This is a genomic window from Microbulbifer agarilyticus, assembly GCF_020171345.1.
GTDB classification, from domain to species: domain Bacteria; phylum Pseudomonadota; class Gammaproteobacteria; order Pseudomonadales; family Cellvibrionaceae; genus Microbulbifer; species Microbulbifer agarilyticus_D.
The window spans coordinates 751,375-768,498 of the sequence record NZ_JAIUZM010000001.1 but is presented as its reverse complement, the minus strand read 5'-3'; the positions used below and the strand labels follow the sequence as shown (position 1 = coordinate 768,498).

Here is a 17,124-nt window from a genome sequence, read left to right as displayed (position 1 = left end):
GTGCGGATTCGCACGCCCAGCGTCGGGTGAGGGCGACAGAGCCTTGATCAAACGGTACCAAACGCGCAGACACAGGGGCAACCAAAGGGGCAAAGCACTGTCTGCAAAGGGTAGTTGCTATTCCGGCGCGCTCGGCAAATCCGGCGCCACTTAGTGCGCGGCCTGCCGAATTTATCGATGCGTCGGATGATTGGCTCAGAACAGGCCGAGGAATTTTTTCCGCTTCTTCAGAGAGGCTTCGCAGCTATTGAGTTGTCGCTGATAGGTTTGTGAGCGCGCAGATACCTTTTGCGCCACATTTTTTAGCCATTGCTTGTTGCGGTAGGTGCGGCGGTTAAACCCGCCCTGGCCCTCATGGTAGGCGAGGTACAGGTGGTAGGTATCGTTGGGTCGAATGTTGCACTGGTGCTGGCTGGTATTGTGGTACCAGCCGACAAAATCGATGGCGTCGCCAAAGTCATCGCGGTCCGCGCCATAGCTGCCGGTGGCGCGCTGGTAGCCGCGCCAGGTGGTGCCCAGCGCCTGTGAATAACCATAGGCATCCGAGGGGCGCGGGCCGGGAATAATCCATAGGATTTTACTGCGCGGCGGTTTGGCATCGTGCACAAAGCGCGATTCCTGGTGCAGTGTTGCCATCATGGTGGCGATGGGGGTGTTCCACTTGCGCGCGGATTTGGCAGCATCCTGATACCAGCCGTCTTTCTCACGGAAAATCTCACACAGATCGTCGGTGTTACTGGGCGGGGTGGTGGCACAGCCCGTTGCCAGCAGGGCTGGCAGCACGAGCAGTGCCAATGCACGTTTCTTATTCTTGTGGGTCATTGCTGTCGATCGCGGGCTCGTTAATACGAATTTAGACTTTGGACTTCACCGTCTTCACACCGTCGGCGGTACCTAAAAGCAGGATATCGGCCGGGCGCGCAGCGAACAAGCCGTTGGTCACAACACCGGTGAGGTTGTTGAGGGCGTCTTCCAGTGCCAGGGGTTTGGCGATCTGCATATTGTGTACGTCGAGGATGACATTGCCGTTGTCGGTGGTCACACCTTCGCGGTAAACGGGGTCACCGCCCAGTTTGACGATTTCCCGCGCAACATACGAGCGCGCCATGGGGATCACTTCCACCGGCAGTGGGAAGTTGCCCAGCACCTCTACCCATTTGCTCTCGTCGGCGATACACACGAACTCCTCGGAACAGGCGGCGACGATTTTTTCGCGGGTCAGGGCCGCGCCACCACCCTTGATCAGTTGCAGCAAAGGGTTGGTTTCGTCGGCGCCGTCTACGTAGACCCGGATTCCGTCCACCGCGTTCAGGTCATACACCGGGATACCGTGGGACTGCAGTCGCTCGGCGGAGGCCTCGGAGCTGGCCACGGTACCGTCGAACAGGCCCTTTTTCTCCGCCAGATAGTCGATGAAGTAGTTGGCGGTGGAGCCGGTACCGACGCCGACGATGGTGTCGGGCTCGAGCATGGGGGTGATGTATTCCACCGCGGCGCGCGCGACGGCCTGCTTCAGTTGGTCCTGGTTCATGAGGATTTATGCGTCCTTGTGCAATTATTGCCATCCATGCGTCGATAAATGAAAGTTTCCATGCGCAAAAATGGCTTTTTGGTGGCTTTGCTGCTGTATAAAGATTAGACTGGCGGGCTTGCAAATATCAACTGGCTGCCGATTTCTGTCATGCCCAAGTCCTATATCAAGCGCATTTTAGACGCGCGTATTTACGATGTCGCCATCGAAACGCCACTGGAGCCGATGCGTCAGCTCTCTCATCGCCTTGGCAACCGTGTTCTGCTGAAGCGGGAAGACCTGCAACCGGTGTTCTCATTCAAGATTCGTGGCGCTTATAACAAACTGTTGCAACTGCCTGCGGAGCAACGCGCCAAGGGTGTGATTTGCGCGTCGGCCGGCAACCACGCGCAGGGCCTGGCGCTGGGCGCGCAGCAGTTAGGCGTGCGCGCCACCATTGTGATGCCTTCCACTACACCGGCGATCAAGGTCAACGCGGTGCGCATGCGCGGCGCGGAAGTGGTCCTGCACGGGGATACCTTTGATGAGGCGGCCTCCCATGCCAGGGCGTTGGTGGCAGAGCGCGACCTGGTGTTTATCCACCCTTACGACGATCCCGACGTCATCGCCGGCCAGGGCACCGTGGCCATGGAGTTGTTGCGCCAGCACCCGGGCAACCTGGACGCGGTATTTATCCCGGTGGGGGGCGGCGGCCTTGCAGCGGGTATGGCGGCCTACATCAAGTATGTGCGCCCGGAGATCAAGGTCTACGCGGTGGAGCCGGAAGATGCGGCCTGCCTGAAACTGGCCATGGACGAGGGGCATCGTGAGGGACGCTTGCCGCAGGTGGGCCTGTTCGCCGATGGTGTGGCAGTGGCCCAGATCGGCGAGGAAACCTACCGGGTGCTGCGCGAGACCATCGATGGCGTCATCACCGTGTCCACCGATGAGATCTGTGCGGCAATCAAGGATATCTTCGAGGACACCCGCTCGATTGCCGAGCCCGCCGGTGCCGTTGGCCTCGCGGGGCTGAAGAAGTACGCGGAGCAGAGCGGCGAGCAAAACCAGGCACTGGCCACCGTGTGCAGTGGCGCCAATACCAATTTCGACCGACTGCGCTATATCAGCGAGCGCACCGAAATCGGAGAGAAGCGCGAAGCGGTACTGGCGGTGACCATCCCGGAGAAGGCCGGCAGTTACCTGCAGTTCTGTCGCGATCTGGGTGACCGTTCGATCACCGAATTCAATTATCGTTACGCCAATTCCGGCGAGGCGCATATCTTTGTGGGCATTCAGGTATCCACTGACGCGGATCGCGCACAGCTGGTAGCTAACCTGGAAGAATCTGGCTATCAGGTCACCGACCTGACCGATAACGAGATGGCCAAGCTGCATATTCGCCATTTGGTCGGTGGCCGCGCCCCCGGTGTGAGCAACGAGGTGGTGTACCGCTTCGAGTTCCCCGAGCGTCCCGGTGCCCTGCGCAACTTCCTCGAGCAGCTGGCCGGCCGCTGGAACATTACCCTGTTCCACTACCGCAACCACGGTGCGGCCTATGGTCGCGTGCTGGTGGGGCTGGAGGTGGCTGAGGCCGAGCGTCCGGAACTGAACGCCCTGTTGGACCAGCTGCACTACCCCTTCTGGGACGAAAGTGAGAATCCGGCCTATCGGTTCTTCCTGGCACAGCGGGATTAAGCATTAACGGGCTTTGTGCGCAAATCTTGCGGCGAGTAGTGCACAGATTCGGATCTGTCGAACTTGCAATTTGCAAACTGTGAGGAGAATCTCAAAAAAAAGTTGTTGGCGGGTTACTATTTGGCCACTGATCGAGTATCTTTTGATCGGTATTTGGCACCGCTGGCTGGGGTTTTCTCACCATAGCGGGCCGGATAACTACTGGCGGCGCAGATCGCCAGATGTAAAAAGATAGCGAAAACAACAAAAAAATTAGATCTTACAGGATGGTCCCCATGAAACCCGATGCAATGACACTCGCGGTAGTTGTCTTTGTTGCGGGCGTACTGCTGAGCAGCAGCGGTTTGACCGAGGTGTTCTCTTCCGATGAAGAGGAAGCGCAAGCCCCGGCAGCCCTTCAGCAAGGTGTGGTCACTCGCTGACCCTTGCGTCCGCAGGCTAGATGCCCAAAAAAGCCGGGCCCCGTTTTCGGGGCCCGGCTTTTTTTATGTTCTCTGCATTTGAGTTCGCGCTAGTCGCAGCGATACAGCCGTTCATCGGTCGCCACCAGGGCGAGCGGAATATCCCAGCTTTCCATGGTTAGCTTTTCCACGCATTGCAGCTGGTGCGCCACGCCCACCAGCTGAGGACCACTGCCCGGTCGCACGTGCTTGAACGCAAAAGTACGGTCGTAATAGCCAGCACCCATTCCGAGACGCGCACCACTTGGATCAAACGCCACCAGTGGGACCAACACGATATCCAGCTTCTGCGGCTTGCGCACTTCGCTGCGACTGAAGGCCGGCTCCGGAATGCCGTAACGGTTGCGGTAGCGTAATGGGGCTCCATGCCAGCGCAGAAACGTCATGGTGTTGCGCCCGGGACGCGGCAGGGCGGGCAGGTAAAACTGTTTGTCTGGGAAGCGCACTTGCAGCGCACGCGGGTCTATCTCGCCATCCATCGGCCAGTAGATGCCAATATGCCGTGCCCGCTTAAATTCCGCGCTGCGTGCCAGTCGCAGGCACAAGTGTCGGCTGGCGAGTCGTTGCTGGTTGGGATTGAGTGCGCGGCGCGCGGTCCGTATTCGTTTACGCAGTTGGTGCTTGTTTGGGGGCGCGGGAGAATTTGGCATGGACTGACTGGTAGGCGTCTTCCACTGCCTTCCGCAGCAAAAGCGCGAGATGGGAATTAAGAGCCCCGAAATGCGGCTGAAGACATAGCCTTGAACCGTAAGGCTCAAGGTGGCGGTCCCCGGGATGTATAAGGCTTTCCGCTACGTGGCGGACTTGCACACCAACACCCGCTGGAAACCTCCAGGGTAGAATTATCGGCTCAGGACATAGTCAACTGGCCAACACTTCAGGGCGTGTAAGCAGTATACCTCTTGTGGGTGGTCTTGGCTAAACGCCCTTTCGCGCCAAAACGGTCTTTTTTGCGCTAGTCAAGTTTGTGCGGGAAGAAAAAGCGGGGGAATAAATAAAACGTTAATTACTGTCGACCGTATTCAGCGCGGCCTGAACTTTTTCGTGCAACCGGTCGAGCATCTGCTCTTCCACTGGCTGGCGCGCGAGGCCGGCTTTGGCTTGGATCAGTTCGTGCGCAATGTTGAGTGCGGCCATTACCGCAATGCGCTCGGCGCCGATCACAGAGCCGCTGTTGCGGATTTTTGCCATGCGCTCATTGAGCAGTTTTGCAGACGCCTGCAAGCCAGCCTGCTCTTCTTCGGAGCAGGCAACCCGGTACTCTTTGTCGAGTATGGTTACTGCGACTGTGGCGGATTGGTTGGTATTACTGCTCATGGATCATCAGGGCTCGGGCGATTTGACTCTTGCTGCCAGTATTTAGCTTCTGGTTTCAGCCGTCAGGGTTAATGCCCTTCAGGCGGTTGATAATGGTTTCAACACGGCTGCGGGCAATTTCGTTGTTCTTAATTAGCCGTTGGCGCTCTTGTTGCCACAGGCCCTCCTGCTCACGCAGGGCCTGATTATCGGCCGCCAGCTGCTGATACTGTTGAATCAGCGTATCCAGCTTGAGTTCTAACGCCTGTACTTTGTCCATAATTCCTGCGTATCGTGTGCGCCGCCTGCTCCAATGACCTGCGCAAGCCGGGGTATTCCGCTACTATATTGCCGGTATATTTTAGGGTCAATTACCTGCAATAGCCGTGTGCCCGCACGATTGATCGCCGGGGTAGTGAATTAGCTATTATTTCGCCAGATTGGCGATTTATTCGCACATTTGAATTTCTGTCGAAGATTATTTCACGTGCGGTCGGTCAATTCCCGGCGCTAGCGCAAATTTTTTACTCTCCGTGGCCGGCATTGGCTAAGCAAGCGCGGCGGGAGAGAAAGGTGGCGCATCTGCTTTGTGGTAGCCGCAGGCCCACGCGTAATGTCTTTGTTTTTGGAGCATGTATGTCCGCAAAAAAGTTGTCGTTTGATGACCTGGCCAATCAGATTGTCGCGGCGGGAGGCAAGGTAGGCCCGAGCGAGCTACACGGGTTTATCTGTGGGTTGCTCGCCGCCGGGGCGCGCCCCGATGCGGCGCGCTGGCAGAAAGAAGCCGGTGAATTTCTTGACCTGGAAGCGGTACCTGCAGACCTGAAGAGTGACGTACAGGCCTTGGCGAAGAAAAGTCTCGACGATTTTTCCGAAAAGGATTTTTCGTTTGAGCCACTGCTCAGTGACAGCGACGAGCTGGCGGAGCGAGGCCAAACCCTGTGTCTTTGGTGTGAAGGTTTTCTGCATGGCTTTGGTGTGGGCAAGTACAGCGAAAAGCTCTTACCTACCAGCAGTGAGGCATTGAAAGATATGGCGGAAATTGCTCAGCTGGATGCCGAAGGGATGGAAAATGATACGGAGCAGGAACGTCAGCTGTTCGAAGTGCAGGAGTATGTACGTATGGCTGCGCTGAATATTTTTGTGGAATGTAATAATGCAGCGGGGGATGATCCCGCAGCGGCGGCGAACAAGCCTGCCGGCCCAACCCTGCACTGATGTCTGACTTATTGCATCGTCAATGAATATCTCAAAAGCCGAATACGCCCGCCGCCGCCAGCGTTTGGTGGATGCGCTGCCGGAAAACAGTGTCGCCATTATTCCTGCCGCGCGGGAACAGCTGCGCTCCCGCGATACCTATTTCCCATTTCGTCAGGACAGTGATTTTCTCTACCTGAGTGGTTTCAGCGAGCCGGAATCCCTGCTGGTTCTGGTGCCGGGGCGTGCGCAGGGTGAGTCTGTGCTGTTCTGTCGCGAACGCGATGTGGACAAGGAAATGTGGGATGGCCCGCGTCTTGGGCCGGAGCAGGCGGCGGAGCACTGTGGCCTGTGCGACGCATTCCCGATCGGTGATCTCGACGATATTCTTCCCGGCCTGCTCGAGGGGCGGGCGTTTATCTGTTACACCATGGGGCGTTATCCACAGCTGGACCGGCGCTTACAGACTTATCTGCAGGGAATCGATGAGGCGCCCGGCAGTAGCGGCGCGCCGCAGATGGTGAGCCTTGACCCACTACTGCACGATTTACGCCTGTTCAAGAGCGCTGCGGAAATTCGCCTGATGGCGCGCGCGGCCGAGATCAGCGCCGCAGGGCATCGCCGTGCGATGCAGGTCTGCCGCCCCGGAATCTACGAGTACCAGCTGGAAGCCGAATTACTGCATACCTTTGCCACCGAGGGCGCGCGGGAACCGGCCTATCCGAGTATTGTGGGCTGCGGTCGCAATGCCCTGGTCATGCATTACATCGCCAATAACGCGCAGCTGAAAAAAGACGACCTGGTATTGATCGATGCGGGCTGCGAGTATCGCGGCTATGCCGCCGATATTACCCGCACCATTCCGGTCAGTGGCCGTTTCAGTGGTGCGCAAAAAGCGGTGTATGAGATTGTGCTCGCCAGCCAGGAGGCGGCGATTGAAGAAATCCGCCCGGGACATGATTGGGATCAACCGCACCTCGCCAGCGTTGAAGTTATTGTGCAGGGACTAAAAGACCTGGGGCTGTTGCAGGGCGACATTGACGGGCTGATTGAGTCCGGTGCCTACCGGAAATTTTATATGCATAGGGTCGGCCACTGGCTGGGGATGGACGTGCACGATGTGGGTGACTACAAGGTGCACGGACAGTGGCGGCAATTGGAAGTCGGGATGGCGATGACGGTGGAACCCGGTATTTACATCGGTGCGGACGAAACGTCGGTGGCGGAAAAGTTCCGCGGCATTGGGGTTCGCATTGAAGACGACGTCGCGCTGACGAAAGAGGGCTGCAAAATTTTGTCTGCGAATGCCCCCAAATCCATTGCCGATATCGAACACCTGATGAGTGCCGGCGAGTTGACTCAGGAGCCCCTGCTATGACCGACAAGCAAATGACCGACGTTGCCATTGTCGGTGGTGGCATGGCCGGGGCCAGTTTGGCACTACTGCTGGCGCATCATTGCCCGGAACTCAACGTGACCTTGCTCGAACGCCAAACGATCGCTATCGAAGCGGGCGAGCTCAAGCTGCCCAGCTTCGATACCCGCGCCACCGCCATTGCCGCCGGTAGCCTGCGGATTTTTGACGAGCTGGGGCTGTGGTCTGAATTGCAGAAATACGCCGCGCCGATCCGCCGGGTTCAGGTATCTGACCGCGGGCACAGCCTGGGTGCCAGCTTGCAGGCACAGCGGGAGGCAGGTGCAAGCTTTGATGGCATGCTCGGTGCGGTAATAGAAAACGCGGCCCTGGGGCCGATGCTGTATCGCGCCCTGGCGAGGTCCCGGGTTGATGTGTGGGCACCGGCCGATGTTGCCAAGGTGGAGATGCATCCACAGGGGGCCCACCTTGAGGTGCAATGTGAAACGCAGGTGACCTACCTGGATGCCCGCCTGCTGGTGGTGGCCGACGGAGCGGATTCCGCGTTGTGCCGCCAGCTGGGTGTTGCGACTGAGAAGGTCGATTACCAGCAGCATGCGCTGGTTACTACCGTGGGGTTGCAGCGTGATCATAACGGGGTGGCCTATGAGCGCTTCACCGACCGCGGTCCCATGGCTTTGCTGCCGCTGCCCAAGCGCGACGGTATGCATCGCGCAGCGTTGGTGTGGACGTGTGGACACGGCAGTGAGCAGGAGCTCGCAGGCCTGCCTGAACCGCAGTTCTTACAGCGTCTGCAGGATAGTTTTGGCTGGCGTGCGGGGCGTATCGTGCGTGCGGGCAAGGTGCACAGTTATCCGCTGACCCTGTCGCTGGCGCGTGAACAGGTGCGCCGTGGGGTGGCACTGGTGGGCAATAGCGCGCACTTTCTGCACCCGGTTGCGGGGCAGGGGTTCAATCTCACCCTGCGCGACTGTGAAACCCTGGCGCGAATTATTGGGCGGGAAATGGCGGCAAAAGGCGCGAACTTCGCGCAAAGTGGCCCTGGCGAGCTAGAATTAATGCAGAATTTTTGGCGTGAGCGCCAACAGGATCAGATGCTCACCATCGGTTTCAGCGACAAGGTCCCGTCACTATTTGCATCCCGTAACCTGTTGGTCAGCGGTTTGCGCCAGCTGGGCTTACTGGGACTGGCCCTGGCTCCGACCGCTCGGGCTGCTTTTGCCCGGCAAGCGGCTGGGATTGCACGATAAGCACACTATAACAGTTCGGATTTCTACGGCGGTCCAGTAACGTATCGGATCGCCCACTCCTCTCACAATATCTTGCCCGGAGACACACTGCCTATGAACAGACAGCGAATGGACGTGACCATCGTTGGTGGCGGTATGGTGGGGATGGCGCAGGCGGCTCTGCTGGCTGTGCGCTGCCCGCAATTGCGCATTTCGCTGTTGGAGGCGTCAACCGTGGAGCAGCCGGTACGCCCGGATGCCTACGATGCACGGGTAGTGGCATTGACCGAGGCTTCCCGCAAACTCCTGGAAGAGACCGGTGCCTGGCAACGGATCGAAGGCGAGCGCGAATGCCCTTACACCCAGATGCGGGTGTGGGATGCAGAGGGTACCGGCTCGGTCTATTTCGATTGCCGGGATGTGAAGTTGCCCAACCTCGGACACATTGTGGAAAACAATGTAATCCTGGCGGCGTTGCGCGCGCGTATAGAAGAGTTACCCAATGTGAGCATGGAAACCGGCTTTAAATTGGAAAGCTGGTGGCGGGATTGCGGTTTGTGGCACTTACAGGCGCGCAGCCCCAATCGCGAAATGATCGACGGCCTGGATGAGCAGGCCCCGGTGTACACCACGCGCTTGTTGGTTGGCGCCGACGGTGCACGTTCGCGCGTGCGTGACCTGTTGCGTATCCGCACGCGCGATGTCGATTATCGTCAGACCGCACTGGTCTGTGTCGCGCGCTGTGAACAGTCTCACCAACACACTGCCTGGCAACGATTCCTGGATACCGGTCCGGTGGCAATGTTGCCGCTTGCGGGCTTGGGCGACGATAAGCATTGCGCGGTGGTCTGGTCCGCGGACGATGATCTCGCGCGCGAGCTGGTGATGCTGGATGACAAAGCGTTTGCGTTAAATCTCGAGAAAGCCATTGAAAGTCGTCTCGGTACTATTGAGTCGGTGAGTGAGCGCTTTTCTTTTGCACTGCGCGCGCGCCACGCCGAGTCCTATTTCGGTCCAGGTGCTGCGTTGATTGGCGATGCCGCACACAGCATTCATCCGCTGGCGGGGCAGGGTGCCAACCTCGGGCTGATGGATGCACAGGTGCTGACGGAAGAAGTCGAGCGCGCCCTGAAGCGGGGGATTTCTCCCGCACATGCGTCGGTACTGTCGCGTTACCAGCGTCGCCGTCGCGGTGAAAATGCATCGACCCTCAAAGCCATGAGTGCATTTAAATCGTTGTTTGGTGCGGGCGATCTGCACTGGCGCTGGCTGCGCAATACCGGGCTCAGCATGGTCGATGCCAGTCCGATGCTGAAAAAGCGTATTATTATGCGCGCAATGTCGGTTTGAGATGTGCACAAAAGCACGGGGAAAAATAACGAAACGCGGCAAATGAGCCGCGTTTTTTATTGGACCATAATGCAGGTTGATTGAATAAGGATTGCCGTTTGAATCAGTGGATTACCATCTGCGAGTTCCCTCTTGGTAGAGATCTTTCTCCGCTCGCGGAATTTATTCGCCGCCACGAGTTACCCGTGCGCATCAGTGAAGAAAACAATGCGCAGGTGGTCGCCAGTCTGGTGCCACAGTTGGTGGAGCCATTGCGTGATTTATTTATTCGCTGGCAGGAAGGTAGTGTGGACTTGGCTCGGATTGAGGTGCAGGTCCACGATTCTTCTGAAGCGCAGGGTGAAACCGATAAAGTAAATGGTAGTGGCGACGTCGATGGCGCGGCCGCGCAACCTGTCGCCGAGGCCCGCGCGGAAAAAACGGAGCGAGCCGAAAGCGCCGAACCAGTATCGGCGATCCCGCAGTGGCCGCTGCAGCAGACACCGGTATCCCTGCTGCTGATCGCTCTGTGTTTTATCGGTTGGTTTTTACTGCGCCAGGGCTGGGCCGAGCCTTTGGTGATTTATCCGGAACAGCAGGGCGACTTTGATTTGCCCGGTTCAATATTGAGCCAGCAGTTGTCCCAGGGTGAATTCTGGCGGCTGTGGACGCCGGCGATGGTGCACTTCTCGATTCCACATGCCCTATTTAACAGTCTGGGTATCTGGATTGTCGGACGTTCGCTGGAGGCGCGTGCGGGATCACTGTGGTTTGCATTGCTGGTGCTGATCAGTGCCCCGCTGGCCAATATTGCTCAATATGCCTGGTCGCCTGGTAATTTATTTGGTGGTATGTCCGGGGTGGTTTATGCCCTGATCGGTGCGGCGCTGGTGATCCAGCGCTGGCAGCCCCAGTGGCGTGATGTGCCCGCGGCGCTCATCTGGCTCGCTGTGGTGTGGTTGCTGGTGTGCATGACGGGGCTGGTGGATTATTTTATCCCCGGTGGCATTGCCAATGCCGCACATGCGGGGGGATTTGCCGCGGGGCTTTTGCTTGGGATACTGTTTTGTCTGGGCGGTGGCGCGCAGCGGTATTTTGCAACGCCCGCGCAATCACAAAGCCCCCAATCAAATACAAGTCGAAAGTCCTTCTGATCGCTTATGTTATTACTGTTAGTTTATGTGCTCGTCGCGCTGGGATTCTCTTTTCTGTGCTCTATTGCGGAGTCGGTGATTCTCAGTGTGACCCGCCCTTACATCCGCCTGCTGGAGCGAGAGGGGCACCGCTCCGGCAAATTGCTGGGGCAGCTGAAAGACGATATCAACGCGCCCCTCGCGGCGATTCTTACCTTGAATACCGTTGCGCACACGGTGGGTGCGGCGGGCGCCGGTGCCCAGGCGGCTGCAGTTTTCGGCAACCAGTATCTTGGTATTGCTTCGGCGATCCTCACCCTGTTGATTCTGGTGTTTTCTGAAATCATCCCGAAAACCCTTGGTGCTGTGTATTGGCGTCAGCTTGCGCCCACCACGGCTTACGTACTGCGCTATCTGGTGATTCTGCTGAAGCCGTTTGTGTGGCTCTCCGAATGGCTTACTAAAGGGTTGGCACATGGCACCACGCTAACTGGTTTCAGCCGCGAAGAGTTTGCGGTAATGGCGGAAATTGGTGAGGCGGAAGGGCAGCTGGAGCGACAAGAGTCCAGCATCTTGCACAACCTGTTTTTTACCCTGCGTGATCACACCGTGCGTGAGGTCATGACGCCGCGTACCGTGGTGTTTTCCCTTTCCCAGGACATGACGGTGGCGGAAGCTTACGAGCAGGTAGAGAAGAGCCGCTTCTCCCGTATCCCCGTGTATGAACAGGACGATGCCGATTTTGTGGTGGGCTTTGTACTCAAGCAGGACCTGCTGCTGGCCTATGCGCGCGATGAAGGCGAAACCCCGTTACGCAGCCTGCGCCGGGATTTGTTGATGGTGCCGGAAACTGCGGCCATCTATCAGGTTTTCCACAAGATGCTGTCACGGCGGGTGCAGATTAGCGCGGTGGTGGATGAGTACGGCAGCCTCGAGGGACTGGTCGCTTTGGAAGATATTCTCGAGACCTTACTGGGTGAAGAGATTGTCGATGAGGCAGACAAAACTCCGGATCGCCAGGAGGTGGCGAAACGCCTGTGGCGCATCCGCGCCAAGCGCCACGGCCTGCGGGTAGATGATGCGGCCCAGCGAGAGCAGGAAGGGGAGCGGCCCCAGGAAAAGCTGGAAAAGGCGGTGCAATCTGAAGTCGACAAGCTTCAGGGGGGCGGCAGCAGCGGAAGCGAGTCCGATGGACAGGAATCGGCACCGAAGAAGGACGCCGGTGACTCATCAGAAAAGCGAAAACTCTGATCGGTTTGTCGCAAGCCCCTTGAACAATTCGGCAGCAGGTACGCCACTTCAGTGGGCTGTGCCTCAGAGGTCAGCGAGCCGGATCAATAGTCTCCCCAAGACTGTTGTTCACCCGGAACCAGCCGGTAACACTGTAGCGGGGGCGGTGGCTGGTGAGCACTTCGTGGGGGAATTCCTCCGAAAGGAAAATCACCATCTGCCCGAACCGCGGTGCCACCTTCTCGATCACCTCATCGGAGTTCGGCGCGTAGATCTGTAACTCACCGCCATCCTGCGGCTGCCAGTTCGGCGTCAGGTACAGCACCGTGCTCACCACCCGGTTGGTACTGCCCTTGAACGCATCCATGTGCTTCTTGTAAAAACTGCCGCGGTCGTAGCGCGCGTAGTGGCACTCGTAATCGAACAAGCCCAGAAACAGGCGCCGGTTCAATCCCAGCCGCAATGTCTCCGCCCAGCTCAGATACGCCGCCACCGCCGGATTCGACTTATCCAGCCAGAAAATCTCATCTGTGCGCACAAACTGGTTCAGCTGGTGCTCCTGCTCGCGGCCAATACCCGCCGCCTGGAAACGCTCCCGATCGATAGAGCGGAAATGCCGCAGCATGGATCCGAGTAGCGAAGGCGGCAACGGTGCCGGCAACACAATATAACCGGTCTCACGCAGCGCGCTGGCAATGCGATCCAGCGGATCGTCATCATCGGGGCTGCGGCGCCAGTCGCGCTCGACATAAGCCTGCGGAAGTACTTCCGCAGTGGAAAAGGCAGAGTTCAAATAGGGGGCTTCCGCAGGGGCTGCGCGGGAGGAGAAGGCGGTGTGGCGCCGGGCGCAGCGGGTTGAACAGGGGCGACTTTATAACCCCGCCTGCGCCGCCGCGCCAGAATTATTTATATGTAGGAATCGATAGGTCCGTTACTGGCCCAAAACCAAATTCCAGTTGGTCAGCAGAATGAGGATGGTGACGGTACCCACCAGCAGGTTCATGGGGATACCCACTTTCAGGTAGTCGGAGAAGCGGTAACCGCCCGGGCCGTATACCATCAGGTTGGTCTGGTAGCCCAGTGGCGTGGCGAAACTCGCAGAGGCCGCCATCATCACTGCAAACATAAATGGTTCAGGATTCAGACCAGCGCTGGCGGTAATCTGCAGCACGATCGGCACCATGATGATGGCCGCCGCATTATTGGTCACCATTTCCGTAAGCAGGGATACGCACAGGTACACCAGAATCAGCATCAGCCAGGGGTGTCCGTAAGAGAGCGATATCACCCCTTCCGCCAATACCGCCGCGACGCCAGTTTTCTGCAGTGCGACGCCCAGGGCGAAGGAAGCGGCAATGGTAATCAGTACCGGTAAATCCAGACTTTTCTGTGCCTGGTTTACCGAACAGCAGCGGGTAATCAGCATGGCACCGGCGCCAAGCAGGGAGGCGTTCAGCATGCTGATCAGGCCTGAGCCGGCCGCCAGCACGATGGCGATCAGGATTAGCCAGGCAGTGAGGCCTTTCTCATGTCGGGGGCTTTCCGCCTCCAGATCGTTGATCAGCAGGAAGTCTTTGCTGTAGCGCTGGCGCAAGACAAAGCCCGGGCGGGCTTCCAACAACAGCGTGTCACCGGCCATCAACTTGGTGCTACCCAGGTTGCCGGACACGCGCTCTCCCTGTCTGGCCACCGCCAGCACGGCAGCGCCGTAGCGCTTGCGGAACTGGGCGTCGCGGATACTGGTGCCGACCACTTCACAGTGGGGTGAGACCACTACTTCCACCAATCGGCGCTCTTCGAAACCGGTCTCCAATACGGCTTCTTCGTGATCGTGATCGGAGGGAACGATGCCGCGCATACGCAGCAGGTCGGAGATGGCCTCGGTATCACCGGCAAATACCAGGCGATCCCCGCCGCGGAGTTTCTCCTCCGAGCGCACCGGGGTAATCACATGGTTGTCCCGTTCAATCTCCACCAGATAGACCCGGCGCAATCCACGCAGCCCCGCGTCTTCCACCGTCTGGCCGACCAGCGGTCCGTTGCGATCGATGGCAACTTCCAAGGTGAATTCGCGCAAGTTGCCGAAAGGGGTTTGTTCGCGGCGATCCGGCAGCCAGCGGGGAAAAAAGATCAGCATAAAGGCCACGCCAACCAGCGCCGCCGGCAGCCCCACTGCGGCGATGGAAAACAGTGAGAAGCCCTCGTTGCCGGTGATTGCCTGGTACTGGCCGTTAACCACCAAATTGGTGCTGGTGCCGATCAGGGTGAGAGTGCCGCCGAGGATAGCGCCGTAACTGAGCGGGATCATCAGCTTGGATGGCGCAATATCAATGCGCTTGGCCCAGGCATTCAGGGCCGGGATCATGGTGGCAACCACCGGGGTATTGTTCAAATAGCCGGAAAGCGCCACCACCGGAGCAAATACGCGCAGCATGGCAGAGCGCGTGCCTTTGGGGCGTCCAAGCACGTGTTTCACCAGCATATCGATACCACCGGAGGCGTGGATGCCGGTGGCGACGACGAACATGGCCGCTACGGTAATCAGGCCGCTGTTACTGAATCCGGACAGGGCCTCGATGGGGGTGAGAATACCGCTGGCACTCAACAGGGTGAGCGCTGCCATCATCACCAGATACGCGTGCACGCGGGTAAAGATGAGGGTGGCCAATACGGCAAACACAAGAAAAAGGGAAAACCAGCCAGACCAATCCATAGCGGAGACGTGTTGTTCTAATCAGATGACGGGTAAAACTACTGCAAACGAGTTAGTACCAAAAGTTCTTTTTTCGCATATTTATATAGCGTGCGGTCGATTGGGGTGGCGCTCGCACCCTGGCTGCCGGAGTTTTCACAGGCGGGCGCAGGCTTTAACGCACTCAACCTCTTGGCAATACCCTCCACTGGGCTTGGCCAATAATATTTTTCACTGCGGCTGCTAGTCTTTGCAGAGTATTGGCATCTGGTATCTGCCGCTCTGCCGCCGGTAGAATACGCCGCTTTATGGATTGCCCGCGCCAGCCCTTCCGGGAAGTGGCGCCGCCACCGGGTTTGGCCGGGGCCAGCAGGCAATCATTCGCAAGGCAAACACTCGATTGGGGATTCTGCTCAGAATGGGAAATAAAACCGCGCTCTACGATGCCCACGTCGCCATGGGCGGCAAAATGGTGGACTTTGGTGGCTGGGATATGCCGTTGCACTACGGCTCGCAGCTGGAAGAGCACCACAAGGTGCGTCAGGGCGCGGGCATGTTCGATGTCTCCCATATGACCGTCGTTGATGTTGATGGCGCCGGTGCCCGCGACTATCTGCGTACCTTGCTCGCCAACGATGTGGCCAAGCTGGACGGAAACCCGGGCAAGGCGCTCTATACCGGCATGCTCAACCCCGCGGGTGGTGTGGTGGACGATCTGATTGTCTACCTGCGTGACCCCGGTTATCGCGTAGTGGTTAATTGCGCCACCCGGGAAAAAGACCTGGCGTGGATGAACGCGCAAGCCAAGGCATTTGATGTCACTCTGACAGAGCGCCCGCACCTGGCGATGGTGGCCATCCAGGGCCCGCAGGCAATTGAGAAGGTCAACGAGGTGATGGGGATTGACTGGACTGCAGCCATCTCCGCCCTCAAGGTATTTAACAGTTTTGCCCGCGGCGATTGGTTTATTGCCCGCACCGGCTATACCGGCGAGGATGGCCTTGAGATCATGCTCAACAACGAAGATGCGCCAGGCTTCTGGCAGGCGCTGGCGGACGCGGGCGTCGCGCCCTGCGGTCTCGGTGCCCGGGATACCCTGCGTCTCGAGGCGGGTATGAACCTGTATGGGAACGAGATGGATGACGACACCTCGCCGCTGCAGGCCAACATGGCATGGACCATTGTGTGGGAGCCGGAAGACCGCCAGTTTATCGGCCGTGAAGCGCTGGTGCAGGAAAAAGCCGCGGGCGTGGAAAACAAACTGGTTGGCCTGGTGTTGGACGGGCGCGGAGTTTTGCGCGCTGGACAGAAGGTTGTGGTGGACGATTCGAATCGCCGCGGTATCATCACCAGCGGAACCTTCTCACCCACTCTGGGCTTCTCAATCGCCATGGCCCGCGTACCGGTGAGTGTTGGTGACACCGCGCAGGTAGAAATCCGCAATAAGCTGGTGCCGGTGCGGGTGGTGAAGCCGAGTTTTGTGCGCAACGGCAAACCGCTGGTATAAGCGTGTCGGGCGCCGCTGCAATATTTGATGAATACACTGTTTATCGATTTTTTTGAGCTTATTTGAGGGAAGAACCCATGAGCGAGATTCGCAACGAACTGAAGTACGCCTCCAGCCACGAGTGGGCGCGGTTGGAAGAGGACGGCACGGTAACCGTCGGTATTAGCGATCACGCCCAGGATGCGCTGGGTGATGTGGTCTACGTAGAAACCCCGGAAGTTGGCCAGACCCTGTCTGCCGGCGAAGAGGCGGGCGTGGTTGAGTCTGTGAAAGCGGCCAGTGATATTTACGCCCCGATTTCTGGTGAAGTTGTGGCGATCAACGAAGCACTGGAAGATGAGCCGGAGACGGTAAATTCCAGCCCGTACGACGATGGTTGGTTCTTTAAAGTGAAGCCCAGCGACGAAGGCGAGCTGGACAAGCTGCTGGACGCGGACGCGTACAAGGCAGAGAGCGAAGAGGGTTAATAG

At 58.3% G+C, this 17,124-nt stretch carries 17 protein-coding genes and 1 other RNA gene; 10 read left to right on the top strand and 8 right to left on the bottom strand.

The window, feature by feature from the left end:
• Positions 1-195: 195 nt before the first annotated feature.
• A complete protein-coding gene (locus LCM31_RS03125; RefSeq protein ID WP_224867474.1) occupies positions 196-822 on the bottom strand; it encodes a transglycosylase SLT domain-containing protein in 627 nt (208 codons plus the stop codon).
• A 31-nt stretch (positions 823-853) separates the two neighbouring features.
• Complete coding sequence (gene rpiA, locus LCM31_RS03120) at positions 854-1,531, bottom strand: ribose-5-phosphate isomerase RpiA (protein WP_224867472.1); 678 nt, start codon at positions 1,529-1,531, stop codon at positions 854-856.
• Between the two features lie 150 nt (positions 1,532-1,681).
• On the opposite strand from rpiA, the gene ilvA reads away from it, so the two are divergent.
• Both ilvA and LCM31_RS03110 read left to right on the top strand, forming a co-directional pair.
• Positions 1,682-3,205: a threonine ammonia-lyase, biosynthetic gene (gene ilvA, locus LCM31_RS03115; protein ID WP_224867470.1), complete on the top strand. Its 1,524-nt coding sequence runs from the start codon at positions 1,682-1,684 to the stop codon at positions 3,203-3,205.
• A 275-nt stretch (positions 3,206-3,480) separates the two neighbouring features.
• Positions 3,481-3,627 (top strand): hypothetical protein, encoded by a 147-nt coding sequence (locus LCM31_RS03110; protein WP_198040190.1) that lies wholly within the window; start codon positions 3,481-3,483, stop codon positions 3,625-3,627.
• Between the two features lie 89 nt (positions 3,628-3,716).
• On the opposite strand, the gene LCM31_RS03105 is transcribed toward LCM31_RS03110, so the two are convergent.
• From LCM31_RS03105 to LCM31_RS03090, 4 genes are all read right to left on the bottom strand, one after another.
• The gene (locus LCM31_RS03105; protein WP_224867469.1) at positions 3,717-4,316 is read right to left on the bottom strand and encodes a 5-formyltetrahydrofolate cyclo-ligase; all 600 of its coding nucleotides are present in this window, start codon (positions 4,314-4,316) and stop codon (positions 3,717-3,719) included.
• A 58-nt stretch (positions 4,317-4,374) separates the two neighbouring features.
• Positions 4,375-4,553, bottom strand: a non-coding RNA gene (gene ssrS, locus LCM31_RS03100) — 6S RNA.
• 115 nt (positions 4,554-4,668) lie between these two features.
• Positions 4,669-4,983, bottom strand: coding sequence for a cell division protein ZapA (locus LCM31_RS03095; protein ID WP_224867467.1), 315 nt, complete (start codon positions 4,981-4,983; stop codon positions 4,669-4,671).
• A 55-nt stretch (positions 4,984-5,038) separates the two neighbouring features.
• A complete protein-coding gene (locus LCM31_RS03090) occupies positions 5,039-5,242 on the bottom strand; it encodes a TIGR02449 family protein (protein WP_010131826.1) in 204 nt (67 codons plus the stop codon).
• A gap of 356 nt (positions 5,243-5,598) precedes the next feature.
• Here LCM31_RS03090 and LCM31_RS03085 point away from each other — a divergent pair, with 356 nt between their 5' ends.
• The 6 genes from LCM31_RS03085 (at position 5,599) to LCM31_RS03060 (ending at position 12,476) form a co-directional block, all read left to right on the top strand.
• Positions 5,599-6,180: a UPF0149 family protein gene (locus tag LCM31_RS03085; protein ID WP_224867464.1), complete on the top strand. Its 582-nt coding sequence runs from the start codon at positions 5,599-5,601 to the stop codon at positions 6,178-6,180.
• Between the two features lie 22 nt (positions 6,181-6,202).
• On the top strand, positions 6,203-7,537 hold the full coding sequence (pepP, locus tag LCM31_RS03080; RefSeq protein WP_224867462.1) for a Xaa-Pro aminopeptidase: 1,335 nt from the start codon (positions 6,203-6,205) through the stop codon (positions 7,535-7,537).
• A complete protein-coding gene (gene ubiH, locus LCM31_RS03075) occupies positions 7,534-8,784 on the top strand; it encodes a 2-octaprenyl-6-methoxyphenyl hydroxylase (RefSeq protein ID WP_224867460.1) in 1,251 nt (416 codons plus the stop codon). Before pepP ends, ubiH begins: the two co-directional genes overlap by 4 nt.
• A 93-nt stretch (positions 8,785-8,877) precedes the next feature.
• Positions 8,878-10,113 carry a UbiH/UbiF/VisC/COQ6 family ubiquinone biosynthesis hydroxylase gene (locus LCM31_RS03070; protein WP_224867458.1) on the top strand — a complete coding sequence of 412 codons (1,236 nt, stop codon included), beginning with the start codon at positions 8,878-8,880 and terminating at the stop codon, positions 10,111-10,113.
• A 98-nt stretch (positions 10,114-10,211) separates the two neighbouring features.
• Complete coding sequence (locus LCM31_RS03065) at positions 10,212-11,246, top strand: rhomboid family intramembrane serine protease (protein WP_224867456.1); 1,035 nt, start codon at positions 10,212-10,214, stop codon at positions 11,244-11,246.
• 6 nt (positions 11,247-11,252) lie between these two features.
• Positions 11,253-12,476 (top strand): hemolysin family protein, encoded by a 1,224-nt coding sequence (locus LCM31_RS03060; protein ID WP_224867454.1) that lies wholly within the window; start codon positions 11,253-11,255, stop codon positions 12,474-12,476.
• Between the two features lie 70 nt (positions 12,477-12,546).
• Here the strand turns inward: LCM31_RS03060 and LCM31_RS03055 are convergent, their stop codons facing one another.
• The gene (locus LCM31_RS03055; protein WP_224867452.1) at positions 12,547-13,248 is read right to left on the bottom strand and encodes a 2OG-Fe(II) oxygenase; all 702 of its coding nucleotides are present in this window, start codon (positions 13,246-13,248) and stop codon (positions 12,547-12,549) included.
• A 138-nt stretch (positions 13,249-13,386) separates the two neighbouring features.
• The gene (locus LCM31_RS03050; protein WP_224867450.1) at positions 13,387-15,168 is read right to left on the bottom strand and encodes an SLC13 family permease; all 1,782 of its coding nucleotides are present in this window, start codon (positions 15,166-15,168) and stop codon (positions 13,387-13,389) included.
• A 397-nt stretch (positions 15,169-15,565) separates the two neighbouring features.
• Between LCM31_RS03050 and gcvT the strand changes: the two genes are divergently transcribed.
• Entirely contained in the window at positions 15,566-16,654 is a 1,089-nt protein-coding gene (gene gcvT, locus LCM31_RS03045) for a glycine cleavage system aminomethyltransferase GcvT (protein WP_224867448.1), read from the top strand.
• Positions 16,655-16,731: 77 nt separating this feature from the next.
• Positions 16,732-17,121: a glycine cleavage system protein GcvH gene (gcvH, locus tag LCM31_RS03040; protein ID WP_224867446.1), complete on the top strand. Its 390-nt coding sequence runs from the start codon at positions 16,732-16,734 to the stop codon at positions 17,119-17,121.
• Positions 17,122-17,124 lie beyond the last annotated feature (3 nt).

Coding starts and splice junctions, on each gene's coding strand:
- LCM31_RS03125 (WP_224867474.1), bottom strand. CDS start 822: ATGACCCACAAGAATAAGAAACGTGCATTGGCACTGCTCGTGCTGCCA.
- rpiA (WP_224867472.1), bottom strand. CDS start 1,531: ATGAACCAGGACCAACTGAAGCAGGCCGTCGCGCGCGCCGCGGTGGAA.
- ilvA (WP_224867470.1), top strand. CDS start 1,682: ATGCCCAAGTCCTATATCAAGCGCATTTTAGACGCGCGTATTTACGAT.
- LCM31_RS03110 (WP_198040190.1), top strand. CDS start 3,481: ATGAAACCCGATGCAATGACACTCGCGGTAGTTGTCTTTGTTGCGGGC.
- LCM31_RS03105 (WP_224867469.1), bottom strand. CDS start 4,316: ATGCCAAATTCTCCCGCGCCCCCAAACAAGCACCAACTGCGTAAACGA.
- LCM31_RS03095 (WP_224867467.1), bottom strand. CDS start 4,983: ATGAGCAGTAATACCAACCAATCCGCCACAGTCGCAGTAACCATACTC.
- LCM31_RS03090 (WP_010131826.1), bottom strand. CDS start 5,242: ATGGACAAAGTACAGGCGTTAGAACTCAAGCTGGATACGCTGATTCAA.
- LCM31_RS03085 (WP_224867464.1), top strand. CDS start 5,599: ATGTCCGCAAAAAAGTTGTCGTTTGATGACCTGGCCAATCAGATTGTC.
- pepP (WP_224867462.1), top strand. CDS start 6,203: ATGAATATCTCAAAAGCCGAATACGCCCGCCGCCGCCAGCGTTTGGTG.
- ubiH (WP_224867460.1), top strand. CDS start 7,534: ATGACCGACAAGCAAATGACCGACGTTGCCATTGTCGGTGGTGGCATG.
- LCM31_RS03070 (WP_224867458.1), top strand. CDS start 8,878: ATGAACAGACAGCGAATGGACGTGACCATCGTTGGTGGCGGTATGGTG.
- LCM31_RS03060 (WP_224867454.1), top strand. CDS start 11,253: ATGTTATTACTGTTAGTTTATGTGCTCGTCGCGCTGGGATTCTCTTTT.
- LCM31_RS03050 (WP_224867450.1), bottom strand. CDS start 15,168: ATGGATTGGTCTGGCTGGTTTTCCCTTTTTCTTGTGTTTGCCGTATTG.
- gcvT (WP_224867448.1), top strand. CDS start 15,566: ATGGGAAATAAAACCGCGCTCTACGATGCCCACGTCGCCATGGGCGGC.
- gcvH (WP_224867446.1), top strand. CDS start 16,732: ATGAGCGAGATTCGCAACGAACTGAAGTACGCCTCCAGCCACGAGTGG.